Source organism: Corallococcus sp. CA047B, from assembly GCF_003612065.1.
GTDB lineage: Bacteria > Myxococcota > Myxococcia > Myxococcales > Myxococcaceae > Corallococcus > Corallococcus praedator.
Genome location: NZ_RAWD01000058.1, coordinates 1 through 19039, shown reverse-complemented (window position 1 = coordinate 19039; position 19039 = coordinate 1). Strand labels below are relative to the sequence as shown.

Annotated in this window: 16 protein-coding genes and 6 tRNA genes; 2 read left to right on the top strand and 20 right to left on the bottom strand. The window is 67.9% G+C overall.

Annotation, left to right across the window (positions count from 1 at the left end):
* Window positions 1–7: 7 nt before the first annotated feature.
* From lon to D7X74_RS12385, 7 genes are all read right to left on the bottom strand, one after another.
* Window positions 8–2467 (bottom strand): endopeptidase La, encoded by a 2460-nt coding sequence (lon, locus tag D7X74_RS12415; RefSeq protein ID WP_120533150.1) that lies wholly within the window; start codon window positions 2465–2467, stop codon window positions 8–10.
* Window positions 2468–2661: 194 nt separating this feature from the next.
* Window positions 2662–4860, bottom strand: a complete 2199-nt coding sequence (locus tag D7X74_RS12410) for a prolyl oligopeptidase family protein (RefSeq protein WP_233602072.1) — start codon at window positions 4858–4860, stop codon at window positions 2662–2664.
* Between the two features lie 191 nt (window positions 4861–5051).
* Complete coding sequence (gene clpX, locus D7X74_RS12405) at window positions 5052–6335, bottom strand: ATP-dependent Clp protease ATP-binding subunit ClpX (RefSeq protein ID WP_120533149.1); 1284 nt, start codon at window positions 6333–6335, stop codon at window positions 5052–5054.
* A 220-nt stretch (window positions 6336–6555) separates the two neighbouring features.
* Window positions 6556–7176, bottom strand: a complete 621-nt coding sequence (clpP, locus tag D7X74_RS12400; protein ID WP_120533148.1) for an ATP-dependent Clp endopeptidase proteolytic subunit ClpP — start codon at window positions 7174–7176, stop codon at window positions 6556–6558.
* 50 nt (window positions 7177–7226) lie between these two features.
* The gene (gene tig / locus D7X74_RS12395; protein WP_120533147.1) at window positions 7227–8504 is read right to left on the bottom strand and encodes a trigger factor; all 1278 of its coding nucleotides are present in this window, start codon (window positions 8502–8504) and stop codon (window positions 7227–7229) included.
* A gap of 100 nt (window positions 8505–8604) precedes the next feature.
* Window positions 8605–8686: transfer RNA gene (locus D7X74_RS12390), tRNA-Leu, on the bottom strand.
* Between the two features lie 114 nt (window positions 8687–8800).
* Window positions 8801–8873: transfer RNA gene (locus D7X74_RS12385), tRNA-Lys, on the bottom strand.
* A gap of 338 nt (window positions 8874–9211) precedes the next feature.
* Here D7X74_RS12385 and bet point away from each other — a divergent pair.
* Window positions 9212–10294, top strand: a complete 1083-nt coding sequence (gene bet, locus D7X74_RS12380) for a phage recombination protein Bet (protein ID WP_120533146.1) — start codon at window positions 9212–9214, stop codon at window positions 10292–10294.
* Between the two features lie 166 nt (window positions 10295–10460).
* Here bet and D7X74_RS12375 read toward each other — a convergent pair.
* From D7X74_RS12375 to D7X74_RS12315, 13 genes are all read right to left on the bottom strand, one after another.
* Window positions 10461–10534 (bottom strand) — tRNA-Arg (locus tag D7X74_RS12375).
* A 20-nt stretch (window positions 10535–10554) separates the two neighbouring features.
* Window positions 10555–10628, bottom strand: a tRNA-His gene (locus D7X74_RS12370).
* Window positions 10629–10724: 96 nt separating this feature from the next.
* Window positions 10725–10801 (bottom strand) — tRNA-Arg (locus D7X74_RS12365).
* A 45-nt stretch (window positions 10802–10846) separates the two neighbouring features.
* A tRNA-Pro gene (locus tag D7X74_RS12360) sits at window positions 10847–10920 on the bottom strand.
* Between the two features lie 71 nt (window positions 10921–10991).
* Entirely contained in the window at window positions 10992–11579 is a 588-nt protein-coding gene (gene rdgB, locus D7X74_RS12355; protein WP_120533145.1) for an RdgB/HAM1 family non-canonical purine NTP pyrophosphatase, read from the bottom strand.
* A complete protein-coding gene (gene rph, locus D7X74_RS12350; protein WP_120533144.1) occupies window positions 11576–12280 on the bottom strand; it encodes a ribonuclease PH in 705 nt (234 codons plus the stop codon). The genes rdgB and rph overlap by 4 nt, the downstream gene beginning before the upstream one ends.
* Before the next feature lie 43 nt (window positions 12281–12323).
* Window positions 12324–13130 (bottom strand): N-acetylmuramoyl-L-alanine amidase, encoded by an 807-nt coding sequence (locus tag D7X74_RS12345; RefSeq protein WP_120533143.1) that lies wholly within the window; start codon window positions 13128–13130, stop codon window positions 12324–12326.
* Between the two features lie 76 nt (window positions 13131–13206).
* Window positions 13207–14265 (bottom strand): selenide, water dikinase SelD, encoded by a 1059-nt coding sequence (gene selD / locus D7X74_RS12340; RefSeq protein ID WP_120533142.1) that lies wholly within the window; start codon window positions 14263–14265, stop codon window positions 13207–13209.
* 14 nt (window positions 14266–14279) lie between these two features.
* Window positions 14280–15224, bottom strand: coding sequence for an FHA domain-containing protein (locus tag D7X74_RS12335; protein WP_120533141.1), 945 nt, complete (start codon window positions 15222–15224; stop codon window positions 14280–14282).
* A 37-nt stretch (window positions 15225–15261) separates the two neighbouring features.
* Window positions 15262–15984: a lipopolysaccharide assembly protein LapB gene (locus D7X74_RS12330; RefSeq protein WP_120533140.1), complete on the bottom strand. Its 723-nt coding sequence runs from the start codon at window positions 15982–15984 to the stop codon at window positions 15262–15264.
* A 38-nt stretch (window positions 15985–16022) separates the two neighbouring features.
* On the bottom strand, window positions 16023–16727 hold the full coding sequence (locus D7X74_RS12325) for a hypothetical protein (RefSeq protein WP_120533139.1): 705 nt from the start codon (window positions 16725–16727) through the stop codon (window positions 16023–16025).
* On the bottom strand, window positions 16724–17494 hold the full coding sequence (locus D7X74_RS12320) for an outer membrane protein assembly factor BamD (protein ID WP_120533138.1): 771 nt from the start codon (window positions 17492–17494) through the stop codon (window positions 16724–16726). The genes D7X74_RS12325 and D7X74_RS12320 overlap by 4 nt, the downstream gene beginning before the upstream one ends.
* Window positions 17495–17506: 12 nt before the next feature.
* The gene (locus D7X74_RS12315; protein WP_120533137.1) at window positions 17507–18013 is read right to left on the bottom strand and encodes a regulatory protein RecX; all 507 of its coding nucleotides are present in this window, start codon (window positions 18011–18013) and stop codon (window positions 17507–17509) included.
* Between the two features lie 35 nt (window positions 18014–18048).
* Between D7X74_RS12315 and D7X74_RS12310 the strand changes: the two genes are divergently transcribed.
* On the top strand, window positions 18049–18786 hold the full coding sequence (locus D7X74_RS12310; protein WP_120533136.1) for a hypothetical protein: 738 nt from the start codon (window positions 18049–18051) through the stop codon (window positions 18784–18786).
* Window positions 18787–19039 lie beyond the last annotated feature (253 nt).

The following is a 19039-nucleotide window of genomic DNA, read 5'->3' as shown; positions in this document are numbered from 1 at the left end:
GGGCCCCTTAAGTCGGGGCCGCCGTCGGCGTGGAGGCCACTTCCGTCATGGGCAGGCCGCCCTTGAGGTTGTCGCCCGCGCCCTTGCGGCCGAACTCCTCCGGCTTGTCCAAGAGCAGCGCCTCGCGCAGCACGTCGTCCACGAACTCCACCGGGACGATGCGCAGCGCCTTGCGGATCTTCAGCGGGATGTCCTTCAGGTCCTTCTTGTTCGCCTTCGGGATGAGGACCGTCTTGATGCCCGCCCGGTGCGCCGCCAGCGTCTTCTCCTTCAGACCGCCGATGGGCAGCACGCGGCCGCGCAGCGTGATTTCACCCGTCATCGCCACGTCGCGGCGGACCGGGACGCGGGTGAGCGCGCTCACCAGGGCCGTGGCCATGGTGACGCCCGCGGACGGACCGTCCTTGGGAATGGCGCCTTCCGGCAGGTGGACGTGGATGTCGTAGTTCTCGAACACCTTGCGGTCGATGCCGAAGCGCTCCGCGCGGCTGCGCACGTAGGACATGGCCGCCTGCGCCGACTCCTGCATCACCTCGCCCAGCTTGCCCGTGATGATGAGCTTGCCCTTGCCCGGCATGGACGTGGCTTCCGTGGTGAGGATCTCACCGCCCAGCTCCGTCCACGCGAGGCCCGTGACGATGCCCACCTGGTCCTCGCTCTCCGCCACGCCGTAGCGGAAGCGGGGCGTGCCCAGGAACTTCATCGCCTGCTTGCGGTCCACCTCGATGAGGTCCCGCTTGCCGTTCTTCAGCACGTCGCGGGCAATCTTGCGGAACACGCCACCAATCTCACGCTCCAGCGAACGCACGCCCGACTCGCGCGTGTACCGGTGCACGATGGTCTTCAGCGCGTCGTTGCTGATGTCGATCTTCAGGTCCGCCAGCCCGTTGGCCTCCTGCTCCTTCGGGATGAGGTAGCGCCGCGCGATGGAGAGCTTCTCCGGCTCGGTGTACCCCGCGATGCGAATCACCTCCATGCGGTCCTGCAGCGGACCGGGGATGTTGTGCATCGTGTTCGCGGTGCAGATGAACATCACCTTGGACAGGTCGTAGTCCAGGTCCAGGTAGTGGTCGTTGAAGTTGTGGTTCTGCTCCGGGTCCAGCACCTCCAGCAGCGCCGCGCTCGGGTCGCCACGGAAGTCCGTGGACATCTTGTCGATCTCGTCCAGGAGGAACACGGGGTTGTTGCTGCCCGCCTTCTTCAGGGACTGGATGAGCTTGCCCGGCATCGCGCCAATGTACGTGCGGCGGTGGCCGCGGATCTCCGCCTCGTCGCGCACGCCGCCCAGCGACAGGCGCACGAACTTGCGGCCCGTGGCCCGCGCGATGCTGCGCGCCAGCGACGTCTTGCCCACGCCCGGAGGACCCACGAAGCACAGCACGGGGCCCTTGAGCTTCTTCACCAACTGCTGCACGGCCAGGTACTCGAGGATGCGCTCCTTCGGCTTCTTCAAGCCGTAGTGGTCCTCGTTGAGCACGCGCTCCGCTTCGGTGACGTCCAGCCGGTCCTGGGTCTCGTCGTACCAGGGCAGGCTGATGATCCAGTCGATGTAGTTGCGGACGACCGTGGCCTCGGCGCTCATCGGGCTCATCATCCGGAGCTTCTTCAGCTCCTTCTTGACCTTGAGCGTGGCCTCCTTGCTCATCCGCTTGTTCTTCAGCTTCTCTTCAATCTCCTGGATCTCGTTCTTGAACTCGTCGCGCTCACCCAGTTCCTTCTGAATGGCCTGCATCTGCTCATTCAGGTAGTACTCCTTCTGGGTCTTCTCCATCTGCTTCTTGACGCGCGTGCGGATCTTCTTCTCCACCTGGAGGATTTCGATCTCGCCCTGCATGAGTTCGTAGAGCTTCTCCAGCCGCTTCGCCGGGGACTCCGTCTCGAGCAGCGCCTGCTTGTCGTTCAGCTTCAGCGACAGGTGCGCGACGATGGTGTCCGCGAGACGCGCCGGGTCGTCGATGCTGGCGACCTGCATCAGCATCTCGGGCGGGATGCGCTTGTTGAGCTTCACGAAGGCTTCGAAGACGGAGTGGACGGAGCGCACCAGCGCCTCCAGCTCCACGCTCTTCTCCTGCGTCTCCTCGACCTCATCCACCTCGACCATGAAGAAGGCGTCGTTCGGGTGGAACTTCTTCACCTTGGCCCGGCGCACGCCCTCCACCAGCACCTTCAGCGTGCCGTCGGGGAGCGGGAGGAGCTGGATGATGTGACCGATGGTGCCGAAGTGGAAGATGTCGTCCGGCGAGGGGTCGTTCGTCTTGGCCTTCTTCTGGGCGGCCAACAGGATGACGGCCTTGTCATCCGGCCCCTTGTGGGCCATCGCGTCCTTCAGGGCCGCGATCGACTTCTCACGTCCGACGAACAGCGGCACCACCATGTGCGGGAACACGATGATGTCCCGAAGGGGCAAGAGCGGGATGGTGAGTCCCCGCTTCTGGGCTTCCTTCTTGTCGTCACGTCCGAAGAACATGTATCCGCCACCCGCTGGCCTGCCAGACGGGCAGGCCCTTCAAGAGTTGCCCACATGCCCGCCGAGCGCGCATGCAGGGTGAAACACCGCTCTATAACACGCCGGTCGCGGCCCCCGTTCCCGTCACAAGATGGGGGGTCCGCACCCTGCCTTCAAGGGAACACCGGGAGGCGGGACCATGTCCTCCCAGGGGTTTACTGGCCCTCGGCCGCCACCCCGCCCACCGGGCGAGCCACATCCAGCACCTGGAAGAGGAAGGCGTACATGTCCGCGCTGGACTCAATGGCCTTGGCCACCTGGTCCGCCCCTCCGTGACCCGCGTTCGCTTCGATTCGTAGCAGCGTGGGCGCCGAATTGCCCTTCGCGTTCTGCACCGCCGCGACGAACTTTCGCGCGTGCATGGGGTCCACCCGGTCGTCGTGGTCCGACGACATCATCAGGAGCGCCGGGTACTTCACGTCCTGACGCACATGGTGGTAGGGCGAATAGGCGTACAGGGTCTTGAACTGCGCCGCGTCGTCTGCGGACCCGTACTCCGGTACCCACGTCCGCCCGCTGCCAAACAGGTGGTAGCGCACCATGTCCAGGAGCGGCACGCCGCACACCACCGCGCCGTACAGCTCCGGCCGCTGGGTCATCGCCGCGCCCACCAGCAGGCCGCCGTTGCTGCCGCCGTAGATGGCCAGCTTCTTGGCCTGCGTGTACCGCTCCTTCGCCAGGAACTCGGCCGCGCCGGTCAGGTCGTCGAACACGTTCTGCTTGTTCGCGCCCTTGCCCGCGTCATGCCACGCGGTGCCGTACTCGCCGCCGCCGCGCAGGTTGGCCACCGCGTAGATGCCGCCCGCGTCCAGCCACGGCAGGATGCTCGCGCGGAAGGTGGGCTGCATGCTCACGAAGAAGCCGCCGTAGCCGTACAGCAGCGTGGGCGCATTTCCGTCCTTCTTCAGCCCCTTCTTGTAGACAAGGAACATGGGCACCTTCGTGCCGTCCTTGGACGGGTAGAACACCTGCTCCGCGGTGTACGCGTCCGGGTCCATGGGCACCTCCACCTTCGCCCACAGGTCCACCTTCCCGCTCTTCACGGACGTCCGGTACACCTGCCGGGGCGTGGTGAAGGAGCTGTAGGCGAAGTAGGCGTCGTCCTGGTCCTCCAGGCCCAGCAGGTTGCTGGCGGCGCCCACGCCCGGAAGCTGAACGGTGCGCACCGGCTTGCCCTCCAGCGTGGTGATGCGCAGCTCCGTGGTCGCGTCCTTCAGGTACTCCAGCGCCAGGTGGCCACCCACCAGCGACACGCTCTCCAGCGCCGCCTTGGGGTCCTCCGACACCAGCTCCTTCCAGTTCGCGCGCTCGGGCTTCTTCGGGTCCACGCCGAAGACGCGCTGGCGCGGGGCGCCCTCGTCGGTGACGACGTAGAAGCGGTCCTTCCAGGGGATGACGTTGTACTTGGCGCCCTTGCCCTTCACGAGCAGCCGCCAGTCCTTCTCACCCGGGTGCTTCCAGTAGACGTCGTTCTCGCTCCAGCCGCGCAGGATGGAGACGAAGAGGTACTTGCCGTCGCGCGACAGGTCGCCCTGGAGGAACGTCGTCGGGTCGCCCGTGCGCTCGTGCACCACCACGTCGTTCTTCGGGTCCTGGCCCAGCACGTGGAACTTGAGCGTGGTGTAGCCCGGGCGCGCGTCCACGGGGATGGAGGGGTCCGTGGGCAGCCACTCGTAGTAGAAGCCCTTGCCGTCCGGGGTCCAGTGGGGCGTCGCGTACTTCGCGCCTTCAATCACGTCCACCTTGGACCATTCCCCGGTGGCCACATCCACTACGTGCAGCACGGCCTCGTCCGCGGCGTTGGGGCGCAACGGGAAGGCCACGCGCTTGCCGTCCCACGACGGCACCCACCGGCCCAGGGACACCTGGCCGTCCTTGCTGAGGGCGTTCGGATCCAGCAGCACCTTCTCCTGTCCGGACTCGCCGTCCTTCCAGTAGACGATGGCCTTCTCCTTGTCCTTGTGGGTGCGCATGAAGAAGTAGCGCTGGCCCCGGCGGAAGGGCGCCGTCACCGAGTCCACGTAGAACAGCTCCGTGAAGCGCTTCGCCAGCGCGTCGCGGCCCGGCATCTTCGCGAGCGCGTCGCGGGTGAAGCCGTCCTGCACCTTCATCCAGGCCTGCACCTCGGGGGCCTTCTCGTCCTCCAGCCAGCGGTACGGGTCCGCCACCTGCTGGCCGTGAAGCGTGTCCACCACCGCTTCGGAACGGGTCGCCGGGTAGGTCATGCGGGAGGGGCCCTCCTGGGCCGGAGCGCTGGTGCCAGCGGGCACCTGCGAGGACGCGGAAGGAGGAACCTCTTCGCGCGTGGCCTCCTTCGTGGACGTGCAGGCCGACAGCAACAGCAGGGCAGGCATGAGGAGCTTTCTCATGGGGCACAGCAGATACAAGAAGGCCCCGCGCCCGGCCCGGAAAAAATGCGGGCTCGGCCTCCCGCCTGCGTCCCCCGAAAATGACGAAGGGCGCGTCCCGGGCCGCGCTCCTGCTCGCGGTGCTCCGTGACGCGCCCCGTCATGTCCGTGCGGCGGCGTTCAACCGCCGCGCGGGCTCAGGCGGATTCCTTCTTCGGCTCCGGTGTCTCCTTGTTGTCCTGGGAGTGGAGCACCACGGGCTCGCTCTTCTTGAGGATGACCTCCTCGGAGATGAGCACCTCGCGGGCCGTCTTGCGGGACGGGATTTCGTACATCACGTCCAGCATGGCGGTCTCCAGGATGGAGCGCAGGCCACGGGCGCCAGCCTTGCGGCGGATGGCTTCGGACGCGATGGCCTTGAGGGCGCCGTCGGTGAACTTCAGCGACACGCCGTCCAGCTCGAAGAGCTTGCGGTACTGCTTGGTGAGCGCGTTCTTGGGCTCGCCCAGGATGTTCACCAGCGCGCCCTCGTCCAGCTCCTCCAGCGCGGTGATGATGGGCAGACGGCCGATGAACTCCGGAATCATGCCGAACTTGAGCAGGTCCTCCGGCTCCACCTGACGCAGCAGCTCACTGAGGTTGCGCTGCTTGCGCGATTGAATCTCCGCGCCGAAGCCCAGGCTGCGGCCGCCCATGCGGCGCTCAATCACCTGCTCCAGGCCGCCGAACGCGCCGCCGCAGATGAAGAGGATGTTGGTGGTGTCCACCTGCAGGAACTCCTGCTGGGGGTGCTTGCGGCCGCCCTTGGGCGGGACGTTGGCCACCGTGCCTTCGATGATCTTCAGCAGGGCCTGCTGCACGCCCTCACCGCTCACGTCGCGGGTGATGGACGGGTTCTCCGACTTGCGGGCGATCTTGTCGATTTCGTCGATGTAGACGATGCCCCGCTGCGCGCGCTCGATGTCGTGGTCGGCGGCCTGCAGCAGGTTGACGATGATGTTCTCCACGTCCTCGCCCACGTAGCCGGCCTCCGTGAGGCACGTGGCGTCCGCGATGGTGAAGGGGACGTTGAGGATGCGCGCCAGGGTCTGCGCGAGCAGCGTCTTGCCGGAGCCCGTGGGGCCGAGCAGCAGGATGTTGCTCTTCTGCAGCTCCACGTCGTCCATGGCGACCTTGGACTCGATGCGCTTGTAGTGGTTGTGCACCGCCACCGACAGCGTCTTCTTCGCCCGCTCCTGGCCCACCACGTACTCGTCCAGCACGGCCTTGATTTCAGAGGGCCGGGGGATGCGCAGCTTGGTGTCCTTGGTCTCCTCGCGGTCGATCTCCTCCGCGATGATGTCGTTGCACAGCCCGATGCACTCGTCGCAGATGTAGACCGTCGGGCCCGCGATGAGCTTCTTGACCTCCTTCTGCGACTTTCCGCAGAACGAGCAGCAGAGGGTCTGGTTGTCTCGCTTCTCCACGTTCTTACCCGCCATGAAATCCCTCGCTGCCTGTAAGGCCCCAACCGACTTCGCGTCCGGTCCCCTGCCCCTGCCCCAATCTAGTCAGCCCCCATCGGGGACGTCCACGCACCTTCCGGGTACTTAACAAGGAGAAAATGACCGCGACGCGGAAAGAAGAAGGCCGGAGGCGCGGGAAGGCATTCCCAGCACCCCCGGCCGCCGGCCGAGTCCCTGTCACCCCGGTCCGTTCTGTCTACTTCTTCTCTTCCGCCTTCACGCCGGCGACCTTGCGGGGGTCCTGGATGGAATCCAGGATGCCGTAGGCCTTCGCCTCGGGCGCGCTCATGAAGTAGTCGCGGTCCGTGTCCTTCTCCACGCGCTCGATCGTCTGCCCGGTGTGCTTGACGATGAGTTCGTTGAGCTTCGCCTTCATCCTGAGGATTTCACGGGCCTGGATTTCGATGTCCGTCGCCTGCCCGCGGGCGCCGCCCAGGGGCTGGTGGATCATGATGCGGCTGGAGGGCAGCGAGTAGCGCTTGCCCTTCGCGCCGGCCAGCAGCAGCACCGCGCCCATGGAGGCGGCCTGACCCACGCAGATGGTGGACACCGGCGCCTTGACGTACTGCATCGTATCGTAGATGGCGAGGCCCGCCGTGACGGAGCCACCCGGCGAGTTGATGTAGAGGTTGATGTCCTTGTCGGGGTCCTCGGACTCCAGGAACAGGAGCTGGGCGACGATGGCGTTGGCCACATCGTCGTCGATCTCCGTTCCCAGCATCACGATGCGGTCCTTCAGGAGCCGGCTGTAGATGTCGTACGAGCGCTCACCCCGGTGGGTCTGCTCGATGACGTAGGGGACGGGCATGAAGGGCATGTCGGATGGACCTCTAGAAGGAGCGCTTGAGCCTTACTGGGAGAAAAGCCTCAAGAATACTTCGCCCGACCCTTGAGGAATTCAATCGTCTTTTCCTCACGGAGTCGCAGAGACAACCCCAGCCGCTCATCCGGGCCCTTGAAGTACTTCTCCACCTGGGCGACGGGCTGGTTGGCCTCGATGGCGAGGTCTTCGATGCGCTTCTTCACGTCCTCGTCGGACGCCTGGATGTTCTGCTGCTGGGCGATGGCCTCGAACAGCAGCGTGCCCTTCACCTCCAGCACGGCCTTCTCGCGCATCTCCTCGCGCAGCCGGTTGAAGTCCAGGTTGAGCTGGCGCGGGTCGATGCCCTGGCGCTGCATCTGGCGGAAGGCGCCCTCCATCATGGAGTCGATGGCGCGCTCCACCATGGCGCGGGGAACCTCGAACGGGTTCTTCTCCAAGAGGGCCTTGATGAGCGCGTCGCGCTCGTCCACCTGGACCTGGTTCTTCTTGTTCTTCTCCAGGTCGGAGCGGATCTTCGCGCGCAGCTCGTCCACCGTCTGCGCGACGCCGGACTCCTTGGCGAAGGCGTCGTCCAGCTCCGGCACCACCGACTTCTTCAGCTCCTTGACGGTGATGTGGAAGGTCGCCGTCTTCCCGCGGATGTCCTCCACCTGGTAGTCCGGGCCGAAGGTGTACTCGACGTCCTTCGACTCGCCGACCTTCACGCCCTCCAGCTGCGGGATGTTGCCCTCGATGAGCTCGCCCGCCTGCACGCGCACGCCGATGCCGTCCGCCTTGCTGCCGGGGAACGGGTTGCCATCCACCTTCGCCTCGAAGTCGATGGTGACCTGATCGCCGGAGGCCGCGGTGTCGCGGTCGGTGATGGGCTCGATGCGGCCCTGGTTCTGGCGCATCCGTTCAATCTGCTCGTTCACCGCCTCATCGGAGATGGTGGCGTCGATCTTCGTGAGCGACACGCCCTCGAAGTCCTTGGCCTCCACGCGCGGCTTCACCTCCACGCGGGCCTCGAAGGAGAAGGGGGCGTTGGGCTTGATGCCGGAGTTGGTCACCTGGGGCGAGGCGACGGCCTCCACCTTGTGCTCGCGCACGGCCTCCAGGTAGGCCTTCTGCACCACGCGCTGGATGACGTCGTCTTCCACCTGCTCGCGATAGCGCTGCTCCAGGATGCGGCGGGGAACCTTGCCCTGGCGGAAACCAGGCAGCTTCACCTGACCGCTGAGCGCGGCGTACGCGCGGTTGAGTTCCTCCGCCACGCGGGCGTTGTCGACCTCGATGGAGAGCTTCTTCTCGATGGGAGAAAGCTCCTCGACCTGGACCTTCATGCGGGCCTCGCTCGCCACCCACGGGGCTCGATGCCCGGGCGGCAACCGGAAAGTGGGACGTGCGGCTTTAGGGGATAGGCACGAACGGGTCAACGCGAAATGGGCGAGGAGGGACTCGAACCCTCACACCTTGCGGTACCAGATCCTAAGTCTGGCGCGTCTACCAGTTTCGCCACCCGCCCGGCGCGACAGGCAACTGTCCTACCGCGAAACTTCCGAGCGGGACAGGGGCCTTCCGGCGCATAGGACGCCGGAAAAGAAACAGGGCCCCTTCATTCCTGAAGGGGCCCTGCGAGTGAGAGCGGAGGGAATCGAACCCACAACCTATGGATTAAGAGTCCATTGCTCTGCCAATTGAGCTACGCTCCCGACTGCTTGGCCTCGACGCGTTGGCTGCGCGACGTCGATGGCGGCGGTGAATACCCGTCGCCACGCGCGCTGTCAAAACGTTTCTGCACTCCCCTTTGATTCTTCGCAAGGTGACCGGATGGCTGGCGTGCTGCCGGCCATTCCTGGATCGCCGCGACGATGCGAAGGCGCCGCCCCACCTGCATGTTGATCCACGCCGCGATCCGCGCTTCAGGCCTGTAGCACCGGCCCGGGGAGCCCCTGCCCGCATGGGTGGGCTGCGACGTCGCGGCGGCAACCAGGTGGTCGGGCGAGGGTCGCCCGTCCTTTTCGTGGAGTGGATGCAGGAGATGACTGTGATGGAAGCCAACGTGAAGGCGGACGGAACGACGTCGCCGCAGGGCGCGGCCTGGAACCGGGAGCGGGTGGACCTGGTGAAGCGGACCATCTGCCCCCGGGGAATCAGCGAGGACGAGTTCGCCCTCTTCATCGAGCAGTGCAAGCGCAGCGGGCTGGATCCGCTGCTCAAGGAAGCCTTCTGCGTGGCGCGCCGGCAGAACGTGGGCAACCGCGAGCGGCCCAACTGGGTGACCAAGTACGAGTTCCAGCCCTCGGAGGCCGGCATGCTGGCCCGCGCCGAGCGCTTCCCGGACTTCAAGGGCATCCAGGCGAGCGCGGTGTTCGCCGAGGACGAAATCGTCGTGGACCAGGGCAAGGGCGAGGTGGTGCACCGCTTCAACCCGGCCAAGCGCAAGGGCGCGCTCGTGGGCGCCTGGTCGCGGGTGGTGCGCGAGGGGAAGCTGCCGGTGGTGGTGTGGCTGGACTTCGCCGGCTACGTCCAGCAGACGCCGCTGTGGGCCAAGATTCCCACGACGATGATCGAGAAGTGCGCCCGGGTGGCGGCGCTGCGCAAGGCGTACCCGGAGGCCTTCGGCGGACTGTACGTGCGCGAGGAGATGCCGGCGGAGGAGTTCGACGCCCACGGCCATGCTCCGCCGCACGAGGAGCCCGTGCCTCCGACGGGCGGCTACGAGGTGCTGGGCTCCAAGCCCGGCCCCATGAAGGCGTCCTTCCCCACCCTGGCCCCCGCACCGGCTCCGGTGGAGGCCCGTCCGGCGGAGGTGGAGACGCAGCAGCTCTCCATCGACGTGCCCCTGGCCCCGGTGGCCCCCGCCGCCGTTCCGGTCGTCGAGCCCGAGCGCCCCAAGGCGAGCGCCGTGGTGGTGGCGTTCGGCCCGCACAAGGGGAAGACCACGGCCGAGCTGTCCGACGACGAGCTGAGCGAGACCATCGACCTGGCGCACGAGAAGCTGATGGAGCAGCCCCGGGCCCGGTGGGCGAAGGCGATGCGTGAGAACCTCACCGCCCTGGAGGCGGAGACGGAGCTGAGATGCCGGGTGCCGTCCTCGAAGGACGGCGCTGGGACGACTCCGGAGGCCTGAGCCACGAAGGCGCCGCCGTTGGATGAAATGACGCCCGCGTCCCGCTATCGGGGCGCGGGCGTTGTGCTGTCCGGGGCGACAATCACAGACATTTCCGGGGGATACATCCACGAGCGCGGAGCTGGAGGCACCAGCGTCAAACGCGGCTTCGAGGGGGTTGAGACAGTGCGCCCAGAGGGACTTGAACCCCCAACCCTCGGCTTCGAAGGCCGATGCTCTATCCAGTTGAGCTATAGGCGCGGCGGGAAGCGAAGAAAAAGGGCGGACAACCGGGATCGAACCGGCAACCTCCGGAGTCACAGTCCGGCGCTCTAACCAGTTGAGCTATGTCCGCCGTCACTCACCCACATCACGGCTTTTGAAGCGGCGGTCTCCTACCGTGGAAACCGGGACCGTTCAAGGTCCAAATCAACAACCCTTCCAAGCAGGTTGGCGCCCCAGGCAGGACTCGAACCTGCGACCCCCGACTTAGAAGGTCGGTGCTCTATCCAGCTGAGCTACTGGAGCCTGCCGGAAAACCCTCACTGCACTGCTCAACGACGGCACTTCAAATCGGGGCGAGAGGATTCGAACCTCCGACCCCCTGCGCCCAAGGCAGGTGCGCTACCAGGCTGCGCTACGCCCCGAGAAGTGCCGCATTCTTCGCCCAACGCGGACGGACGCGCAAGCTTGCTGTTCCTGACGCCCGCCCGTCCGGTCAGAGCGCCAACAGGTACGGCCGCATCAACTGGAAGGCCTTAGCCCGGTGAGACACCCGCGCCTTCTCCTCCGGCGTCAGCTCCGCCATCGCGCGACCGCCCTGCCCCGCCACCTGGAACACGGGGTCGTAGCCGAAGCCGTGCGTCCCCTTCGGCGCATGGAGGATGACGCCCTCGCAGCGGCCCACCTCCACGCGGGGCTCGCCCGCGCCCACCACCAGCGCCAGGGCGCAGCGGAAGGACGCCGTGCGCTTTTCGTCCGGCACGCCGGCCAGCTCCGTCAGCAGCTTCTCGTACCGGGCCCGATCATCCCCCGGCGCATAGCGCGCGGAGAGCACCCCGGGACGTCCACCCAGCGCGTCCACGCACAGCCCCGAGTCGTCCGCGAGCGCCGGCAGCCCGGTGGCCAGCGAGTACTCCCGGGCCTTCTTCACCGCGTTCGCCTCGAAGGTGTCGCCGTCCTCCACGGGTTCGGGCACGGGGGGCAGGTCCTTGAGGGACACCACCTCCACCGCGTCGCCCACCAGCATGCGCAATTCGCGCAGCTTGCCGGCGTTGCCGGTGGCGAAGAGCAGCCGGGGCTTCATCCCAGCACCTTCGCCTGCGCGGCGGCGAGCTGCTGGATGGCGGCGAGGCCCCCATCCAGCATCGCGTCCATCGCCTTGCGGTCGAAGAGCTTGTGCTCGGCGGTGCCCTGCACCTCCACGATGCGCCCGTCCGCCGTCGCCACGAGGTTCAGGTCCACGTCCGCGGTGGAGTCCTCGTCGTAGTCCAGGTCCACGCGCACTTCGCCGTTCACCACGCCCACCGACACGGCGGCCAGCGGGGTGAGCTTCGCCAACATGCCCGGCTTGTTGAGCGAGCGCATCGCCAGCACCAGCGCCACGTACGCGCCGGTGATGGACGCGGTGCGCGTGCCGCCGTCCGCCTGGATGACGTCGCAGTCCAGCGTGAAGGTGCGCACGCCCAGCGAGGTCAGGTCCACGGAGGCACGCAGGGCCCGGCCGATGAGCCGTTGAATCTCCATGGTGCGCCCGGTCTGCTTGCCCTTGGCGGCCTCGCGGGCGCCGCGGGTGTGCGTGGCGCGCGGGAGCATGCCGTACTCGGCCGTCACCCAGCCGGAGCCCTTGCCCATCAGGTGCGGCGGGACGCGATCCTCCACCGAGCAGGTGACGAGCACCTTGGTGTGGCCGAACTCCACCTGCACGGAGCCCTCCGCGTAGCGGTTGACGTTGGGCGTGAGGGTGACCGGCCGGAGATCCAGCGCACCACGTTGGAAGGAACGCACGAGGAAAGCTCCTGACGCGAGGGGACGTGAGCCCCGCGCTTTATCAGGGCCCGGTGGATCCAGCCACCGGCGCGGAGGGGGTGTGGTCCCGTCGGCGCGTCTCCCGGAGGAACGCCTGCACCCCGTCCGAGATGGCCTCCGCCAGCGCCTCCTGGTACGCGGCCTTCCCCAGCCGGGCGCCCTCCTGCGGGTGGGAGATGAACCCCACCTCGATGAGCACCGCCGGCGCCTCCACGCCCGTGAGGACGAAGAACGGCGCCTGCTGCACGCCCCGGTCCGCCGCGCCGCTCTTCGACACCAGGCGCGGGTGGATGGCGTAGGCCAGCCGGGACGCGTCCGAGTGCGCCTCCGTGCGCGCCAGGTCATCCAGGATGAAGGCCAGCGTGGAGTGTCCACGTCCAGCGCGGGCCGTGGGCGCCTCCGCGTTCTCGCGGTCCGCCACCGCTCGCGCCGCCTCGCCGGAGGCGTTGGCGGAGAGGAAGTACGTCTCGATGCCCTCGGTGCGCTCGCGCAGCCGCTTCGTGGGCATGGAGTTGGCGTGGATGGAGAGGAAGAGGTCCGGCCGCTGGGTGTTGGTGAACTCCACCCGCTCCGACAGCGCCATCTGCGTGTCCTGCTCGCGGGTGAGGAACACCTCGCTGCCCGCCGCCTCCAGCTTGTCGCGCAGGCGCTGGGCAATCTGGAGGGCGATCTCCTTCTCCCAGAGCTCTCCGGGCCCCTTCGCGCCCTCCTTCGCCCCGCCATGTCCCGGGTCGATGACGATGCGCGCACCGCGCTCCCCCGCCTGGGACAGGGCCGGAAGGAGGCACAGCAGCGCGAGCAGACTCAAGGGGGAGGGGCGCGGCGACATTCGCCCCCGGATGCTACCGGAGGCCCGGCCCGGAGGCGAAATCCGCCCCCGTGCCGCCAACACTTCCGCCTTCGGCTCAGCCCACCACGTCGATGCCCGGCCGGCCTGCCTGGACTTCGCCAATCAGGGCCGCGTCCACGCCCGCCTTCTCCAGCGCCTGCACCGCCTTGAGCGCATGGCGCGCAGGCACGCTGGCCAGCAGGCCGCCGTTGGTCTGCGCATCCGCCAGCAGCCACTGGATGTGCTCCGGCAGCCCTTCCGGGAAACGCACCTTCGGCTTCACGTGCGCCAGGTTCGTCTTCGTCCCGCCCGGCACCACGCCGTCCTCCGCCAGCCCCGGCACCTCCGCGATGAGCGGGATGCGCTCCAGGTCCAGGAGCGCCTTCGTCTTGGAGCCGGTCATCATCTCCAGCAGGTGGCCCAGGAGCCCGAAGCCCGTCACGTCCGTGAGCGCGTTCACCTTGAAGGCGCCCGAGGCGAACACCTCGCCGGCCGTCTTGTTGAGCGTGGTCATCTGCGCCGTCACCCGCTTCACGAGCGACTTGGACGCGAGGCCCCGCTTGATGGCGGTGGTGGCGATGCCGGTGCCCACGGGCTTGGTGAGGATGAGCACGTCCCCCGGCTTCGCCCCCGCGTTGGTGAGCACCTTCTTCGGGTGCACCACGCCGGTGACGGCCATGCCGTACTTGGGCTCCGGGTCGCGGATGCTGTGGCCTCCCAGGATGGGGATGCCCGCCTCGTCAGCCTTGGACTGGCCGCCCGCGAGGATCTTCTGGAGCACCTTGAGCGGCAGCTCCTCCGGGAAGCAGACGAGGTTCAGCGCGAACAGGGGCTTCGCGCCCATGGCCCAGAGGTCCGACAGCGCGTTGGCCGCGGCGATGGCGCCGAACTGGAACGGGTCGTCCACGAGCGGCGGAAAGAAGTCCACCGTCTCCACCACCGCCATGCCCGGCGCCAGTTGGTACACCGCCGCGTCGTCGCTGGTGGTGAAGCCCACCAGGGCCTGCGGGGGTGCGGCCGTCTTCAGCCCGCCCAACACCCGCGCCAGGTCCCCTGCCTTCAACTTCGCCGCGCAACCCGCGCAGTGGCTCATCTCGGTGAGGCGTTTGGCCTTCACCGGTTTCTCGCCCGCCATCGTGTGTCCCCGCCCTACTCCGCGCGCACGTAGTCGCGCTTCATGAGCTGCACCACGGATTCGGCCGTGAGCACGTCGTCGCCGTCCGAGTGGTCCAGCACGCCGCCCAGCGAGCCGTGGTTGTGCACGAGCTGGAGCACGTCCATCAGCTCCGGCGTCAGTTCCTTGAGCGGCGGCGTCAGCGGCTGCGCGAGCCGGAGCGCCGTGGCCATGGGCGGCAGCTGCGGCTGCAGGCGCTTGAACTCGTCCAGTTGCCGGAGCGCGTCCATGAGGAGCGCCTCGGTGGAGGAGTCCAGCTCCACCATGAACTCCTGGCTGTCCGCGGCGCGCAGCTCGAAGTCACCCTCTTCCCAGGTGACGATGCGGTTGAAGCTCTTCTGCGGACCCAGGTTGTGGTTGTCGTCGATGACCGCGTAGTACACGCGGCCCTGGCGCAGGTAGATGCGGCCCTCGTGGGCGTTGTTCACCACGAGCACGCCGTTCTTCTTCGACGTGTGGAAGAGCTGGAGCAGGTCCGGGAGGGGGATCTCCTCGATCTTCCCCGTCATGGAGCTGGCCTTGGTGGTCCGCGCGGCCTGGGCGGCGGCGGCCTCCTCCAGCTTCTGCTTCACCACGCTCTCGTCCACGGAGGCGCTCTCCGCGCCCTGGTGCACGAGCTTGAGGATGGAGGTGCCGATGAGGATGCGGTCCCCCTCCTTAAGCCGGGCCTGCTTCACCTTCTCGCCGTTGACGAAGGTGCCGTTGGTGGAGCCCAGGTCCTCGATGGTGATCTTCCCGTCGGAGAACAAGATCTTCGCGTGCTTGCGCGAGACCATGTCCTCCACGAGCACCATGTCCAACTCGCTCGACCGTCCGACGACGATCTGCTTGTCGGCCTTCAGCGGGAACTCACCGCCCTGGTACTTCCCGGAGATGAACTTGAGGGCAAACGACTGCGCCGTACCGCTCGGAGTGCTCACGGTGCCGCGACCTCGATGATGGAAGTTGCCATGGTGCTCAACCCGTCACTTCCGCCTTCCCCGGGCTCTTCACCAGGTTCAGGTACATCTGCGCGCTCTTGTTGCCGGGACTGCGCACGAGCACGTCTTCCCAGACCTTCACCGCCTCGTCACGACGTCCCGCCGAGTACAGTGCGATTCCGTAGTTGATCCGTCCAGGAATGTACGACGGATTCTGCGCGATGACCTGCTCGTACTCGGAGAGCGCGGCCGCGTTGTCCCCGGCATCCCGCAGGGCGTTGCCCAGCTTGAGGCGGATGTCCACGAACTCCGGGAAGTGCGCCAGCGCGCGGCGGTACTCTTCAATCGCCTTGGCCCACACGCCGCTGGAGGCGAACACGTCGCCGATGTCGGCGTACATGTTGGCCACCTTCTTCATGACGTAGGGGTCCAGCTCGCCGGGGGCGCCCTTCTGGCGGGACAAGGCGGCCTGGTAGACCTCCTTCGCCTCCGCGTACTTCCCCATGTCGTTGTAGATGACCGCGAGGTTGAGGGCGGCCTCGGTGTACGCGGGGTTGAGCCGCAACGCGGACTCGAAGGCACGCTGCGCCCGGGCGAACTGGCCCTGGTCGTGGTAGATGATGCCGAGCATGTTGTAGACGTCGGCGAAGGTCGGATTCTGCTCGACCACCTTCGTCAGGTACTGCTCGGCCTGGGCGTACTGCTTCTTCTCGAAGGAGCCGCGCCCGAGGGTCAGTAGCTGCTTGAGGGCTTCTTCCATGACTCGGCCCCGCGCGGGCCCCTTCCTCCGCGGGTAGCCTACATGAGGCTGGGCGAAAACAAGAATTGATCGCCCTGGCGCACCAGCAAAAGCGGACGCTCCCCCCGGGTGTCCACCGGGCGTGACGGAAGGTCTCCCTCCACCCGGTAGTGTTCCGTCACCACGGCTTCGTCCCGCTCCAGCCGCACGTACCACGCCACCACCGTCAGGCGCCGCTTGCGCAAGGGGGCCATCTCCTCCCACGTGCGCCCTGCCCCGCCGTCGCCCCCCGGGGCCGTCAGCCGCGTCAGCACGTCCGGCAATCCCTGCTCCAGGGCCCGCCGGCGCGCCTCCAGCGCGGCCACCACCGCCACCAGCCGGGGCGCCTCCGAAGGCACGGGCTTCCACCGCCCGGACTCGCGCGAGAAGGGCGTGAGTTCCACCCCCGCGGTGCTCACCACGGTGACGCCCAGCTTCCCCTCGAAATCCAGCGTCGCGGCGGCCTCCGCCCGGTTCCCGTCCGGCGCCACCGACACGGAGATGCGGGCGTACTGGAGCTTCTGGGAAACCAGCGGAAGCGCGGAGCCGGGCACGGACAGCGACACGCCGTCGTGTTCGGCTTCCTTGAGGGAGGTGATGATCTCCGCCTCGGGTCCGGCCGCGGCGCCCAGCAGGCGCGGGCCCAGGAACACCAGAACGGCGAGCCCGGCGAGGGCGGCGATGAAGATGCCCCCCAGCCGGCCCCAGTCCTCCAGCCGTCTCACGACCCCAGCATCTTCTGGGCGCGCGCGGCGGCGGGGGTGCCCGGCAGGCGTTTGATGACCTCGCGCAGGGTGTCCTGGGCGCGCTGGGGCTCGTTGAGCTTCACGTAGGCGTTGTGCAGGTCGAAGAGGGCCTCCTCTTCCAGCGGCGTGCCCGGGTAGTCCTTGAGCAGCCCCTCCAGGCGCTGGGCCACGGCCTTCCAGCGCTCGCGCTTGGCGTAGAAGGACGCGACGTAGAGTTCATGGCGCGCGAGCCGCTCGCGCGCGTCGTCCGCGTGCACCTTGGCGTCCTTCGCGTACTGCGACTCCGGGTACAGGCGCAGGAAGGCGTTCATCGCCCGGAGCGCGTCGTACATGGGCTTCTGCTCCTTCTCGTAGGAAGGCGGCAGGGCGAAGAACTCCGAGGGGAACTCTTCCACGTAGGACAGGGCCGCGCGGTAGGCGGCGTAGTCCACCTTGGGGTGCGTGGGGTGCAGCTTCATGAAGGAGTCGAACTTCTCGCGCGCCTCCGGGAACATCTCCCGGGCGAAGTCCAGGTCGCCCAGCTTCAGCTCCGCCTCGCGGGCCGCCTCCAGGTACGGGTACTTCGCACGGACGTGGTCGTAGTACTTCTCCGCCTTGAGGAAGTCCTTGTCCTCCATGGCGGCGTCGCCCAGCGCCAGATTCTCAGCGGCCTGGCCAGCGTAGTTGGGTTCGCCAGCGGGCCCCTGGGACAGGGCCGCGCAGCCGGAGAGCAAGAGGACGGTCACACACAGGACGACAGAGCGCATCACGCCCCCAAGCTATTCGTCCTGCCCGGAGGGGTCCAGCGAAGGTTCACCCACCAGTCGGGTAACGATGTCCGGCGAAAACCCACGGCTGAGCAGGAGCCTCCCCGCGCGGGCCTGCTCCTTCGCGTCCAGCGGGCGGCCCGTCAAGCGCCGCTTCTCCAGCACCTGCCGGGCGGCCTCCAGCGCGTCGAAGCCCACCGCGTCCTTCGCGGACGCCAGCGCCTGCCGGGCCACGGTGCCCTCCAGGCCGTGGGCCTGGAGCCGCTGGAGCACGGCGCGGGGCCCCAGCTTCCCTTTGCCCAAGAGCGACGTGGCGCGGTCGCGGGCGAACTTCGCGTCGTCCAGATAGCCCCACTGGGCAAGCCTGGAGAGCACCTCGTCGCGGACAGGGCCCGGGTAGCCCTTGCGCTCCAGGGCGAGCGTCAGCTCGTGGCGGCTGCGGGCGCGCACCGAGAGCAGGCGCAGGCAGGCGTCGGTGGCGCGCTGGACAGCCTCCGGACCTTCGGGCTCCTCAACCATCGCGGAGTCCCTACCATGTGGTAACAGGCCCCGCCATGCACCCCGTTCTCGCCCGCTTCCTCACCGCCGATGCCGCCAAGGAGACGCTTCGCAAGGAGAAGGCGGGTGAACCGCTGACTCCCGAGGAGCAGCACTTCGTGGCCGCCGCCGACGCGAACCCCAAGCAGCGCGCGATGCTGCAGGGCGTGAGCGGCCGCGCGCTGTCCTCCGACGCCCAGGCCTCGCTGGTGCTGCTGGCCGCGCACGCCGCCGCGCGCGCCCTGGCGGAAGACCCGTCGCTCACCTCCGCCACGCAGAAGGCGCGCGAAGCCCTCAAGGAAGAGGGCGCGAGCGACGAGGAGACGGACGCGTTCCTCGCGTCCATCCTCCTGGAGGAGGCGTTCGGGTACGAGCAGGAGGTGGACGCCTTCGACGCGGACTACGTGAAGGAGTCGCTGGGCGAGGTGCCCGCCCTGGCCGCGCTGTCCAAGGCGTCCGTGGACGCGCTGTTCCTCGCGTTCATCAAGGCGTCGGAGAACGACGCGGACCGCAAGGCGCGCGAGCACATCGCCCGGGCCCTGTTCGAAATCGCCTGGGCCGAGGGCCCCACGTCCATCAACCCGGAGCACCTGGAGACGCTGCTCGACAACGAGGTCGTGCAGGAGTCCGACGAGGTGCAGGACGCGCGCGTGCGCGCCACCGTGTCGCTGCTGCAGACCCTGGCACACCAGGGACTGGTGGGCCCGCTGCGCCTCACCCGGCTGCGCGCGCAGCTGGGGGATGACGACGCCTGAGCAGGGCTCCCGCTTCGTTCGAAGCGGGGGACGACGGCGCCCGGGCGGTCCCCTTCCCCGTCGGGGAATCGGAGCGACGCCCGGCGCTCGAGCCGTCAGAAGCGTTCGATCTGGAAGTCGTCGTCGCCCCCGGCCGCCGGAGCGGGCGCGGGCACCGGGGCGGGCGTGGGAGGACGGGCCGCCTGCGGAGGCAGGGGGCGGCCCTGGACCCCGCCGGGCGGAGGTGCCCCCGGAGGACGCGGGGCCGCCACAC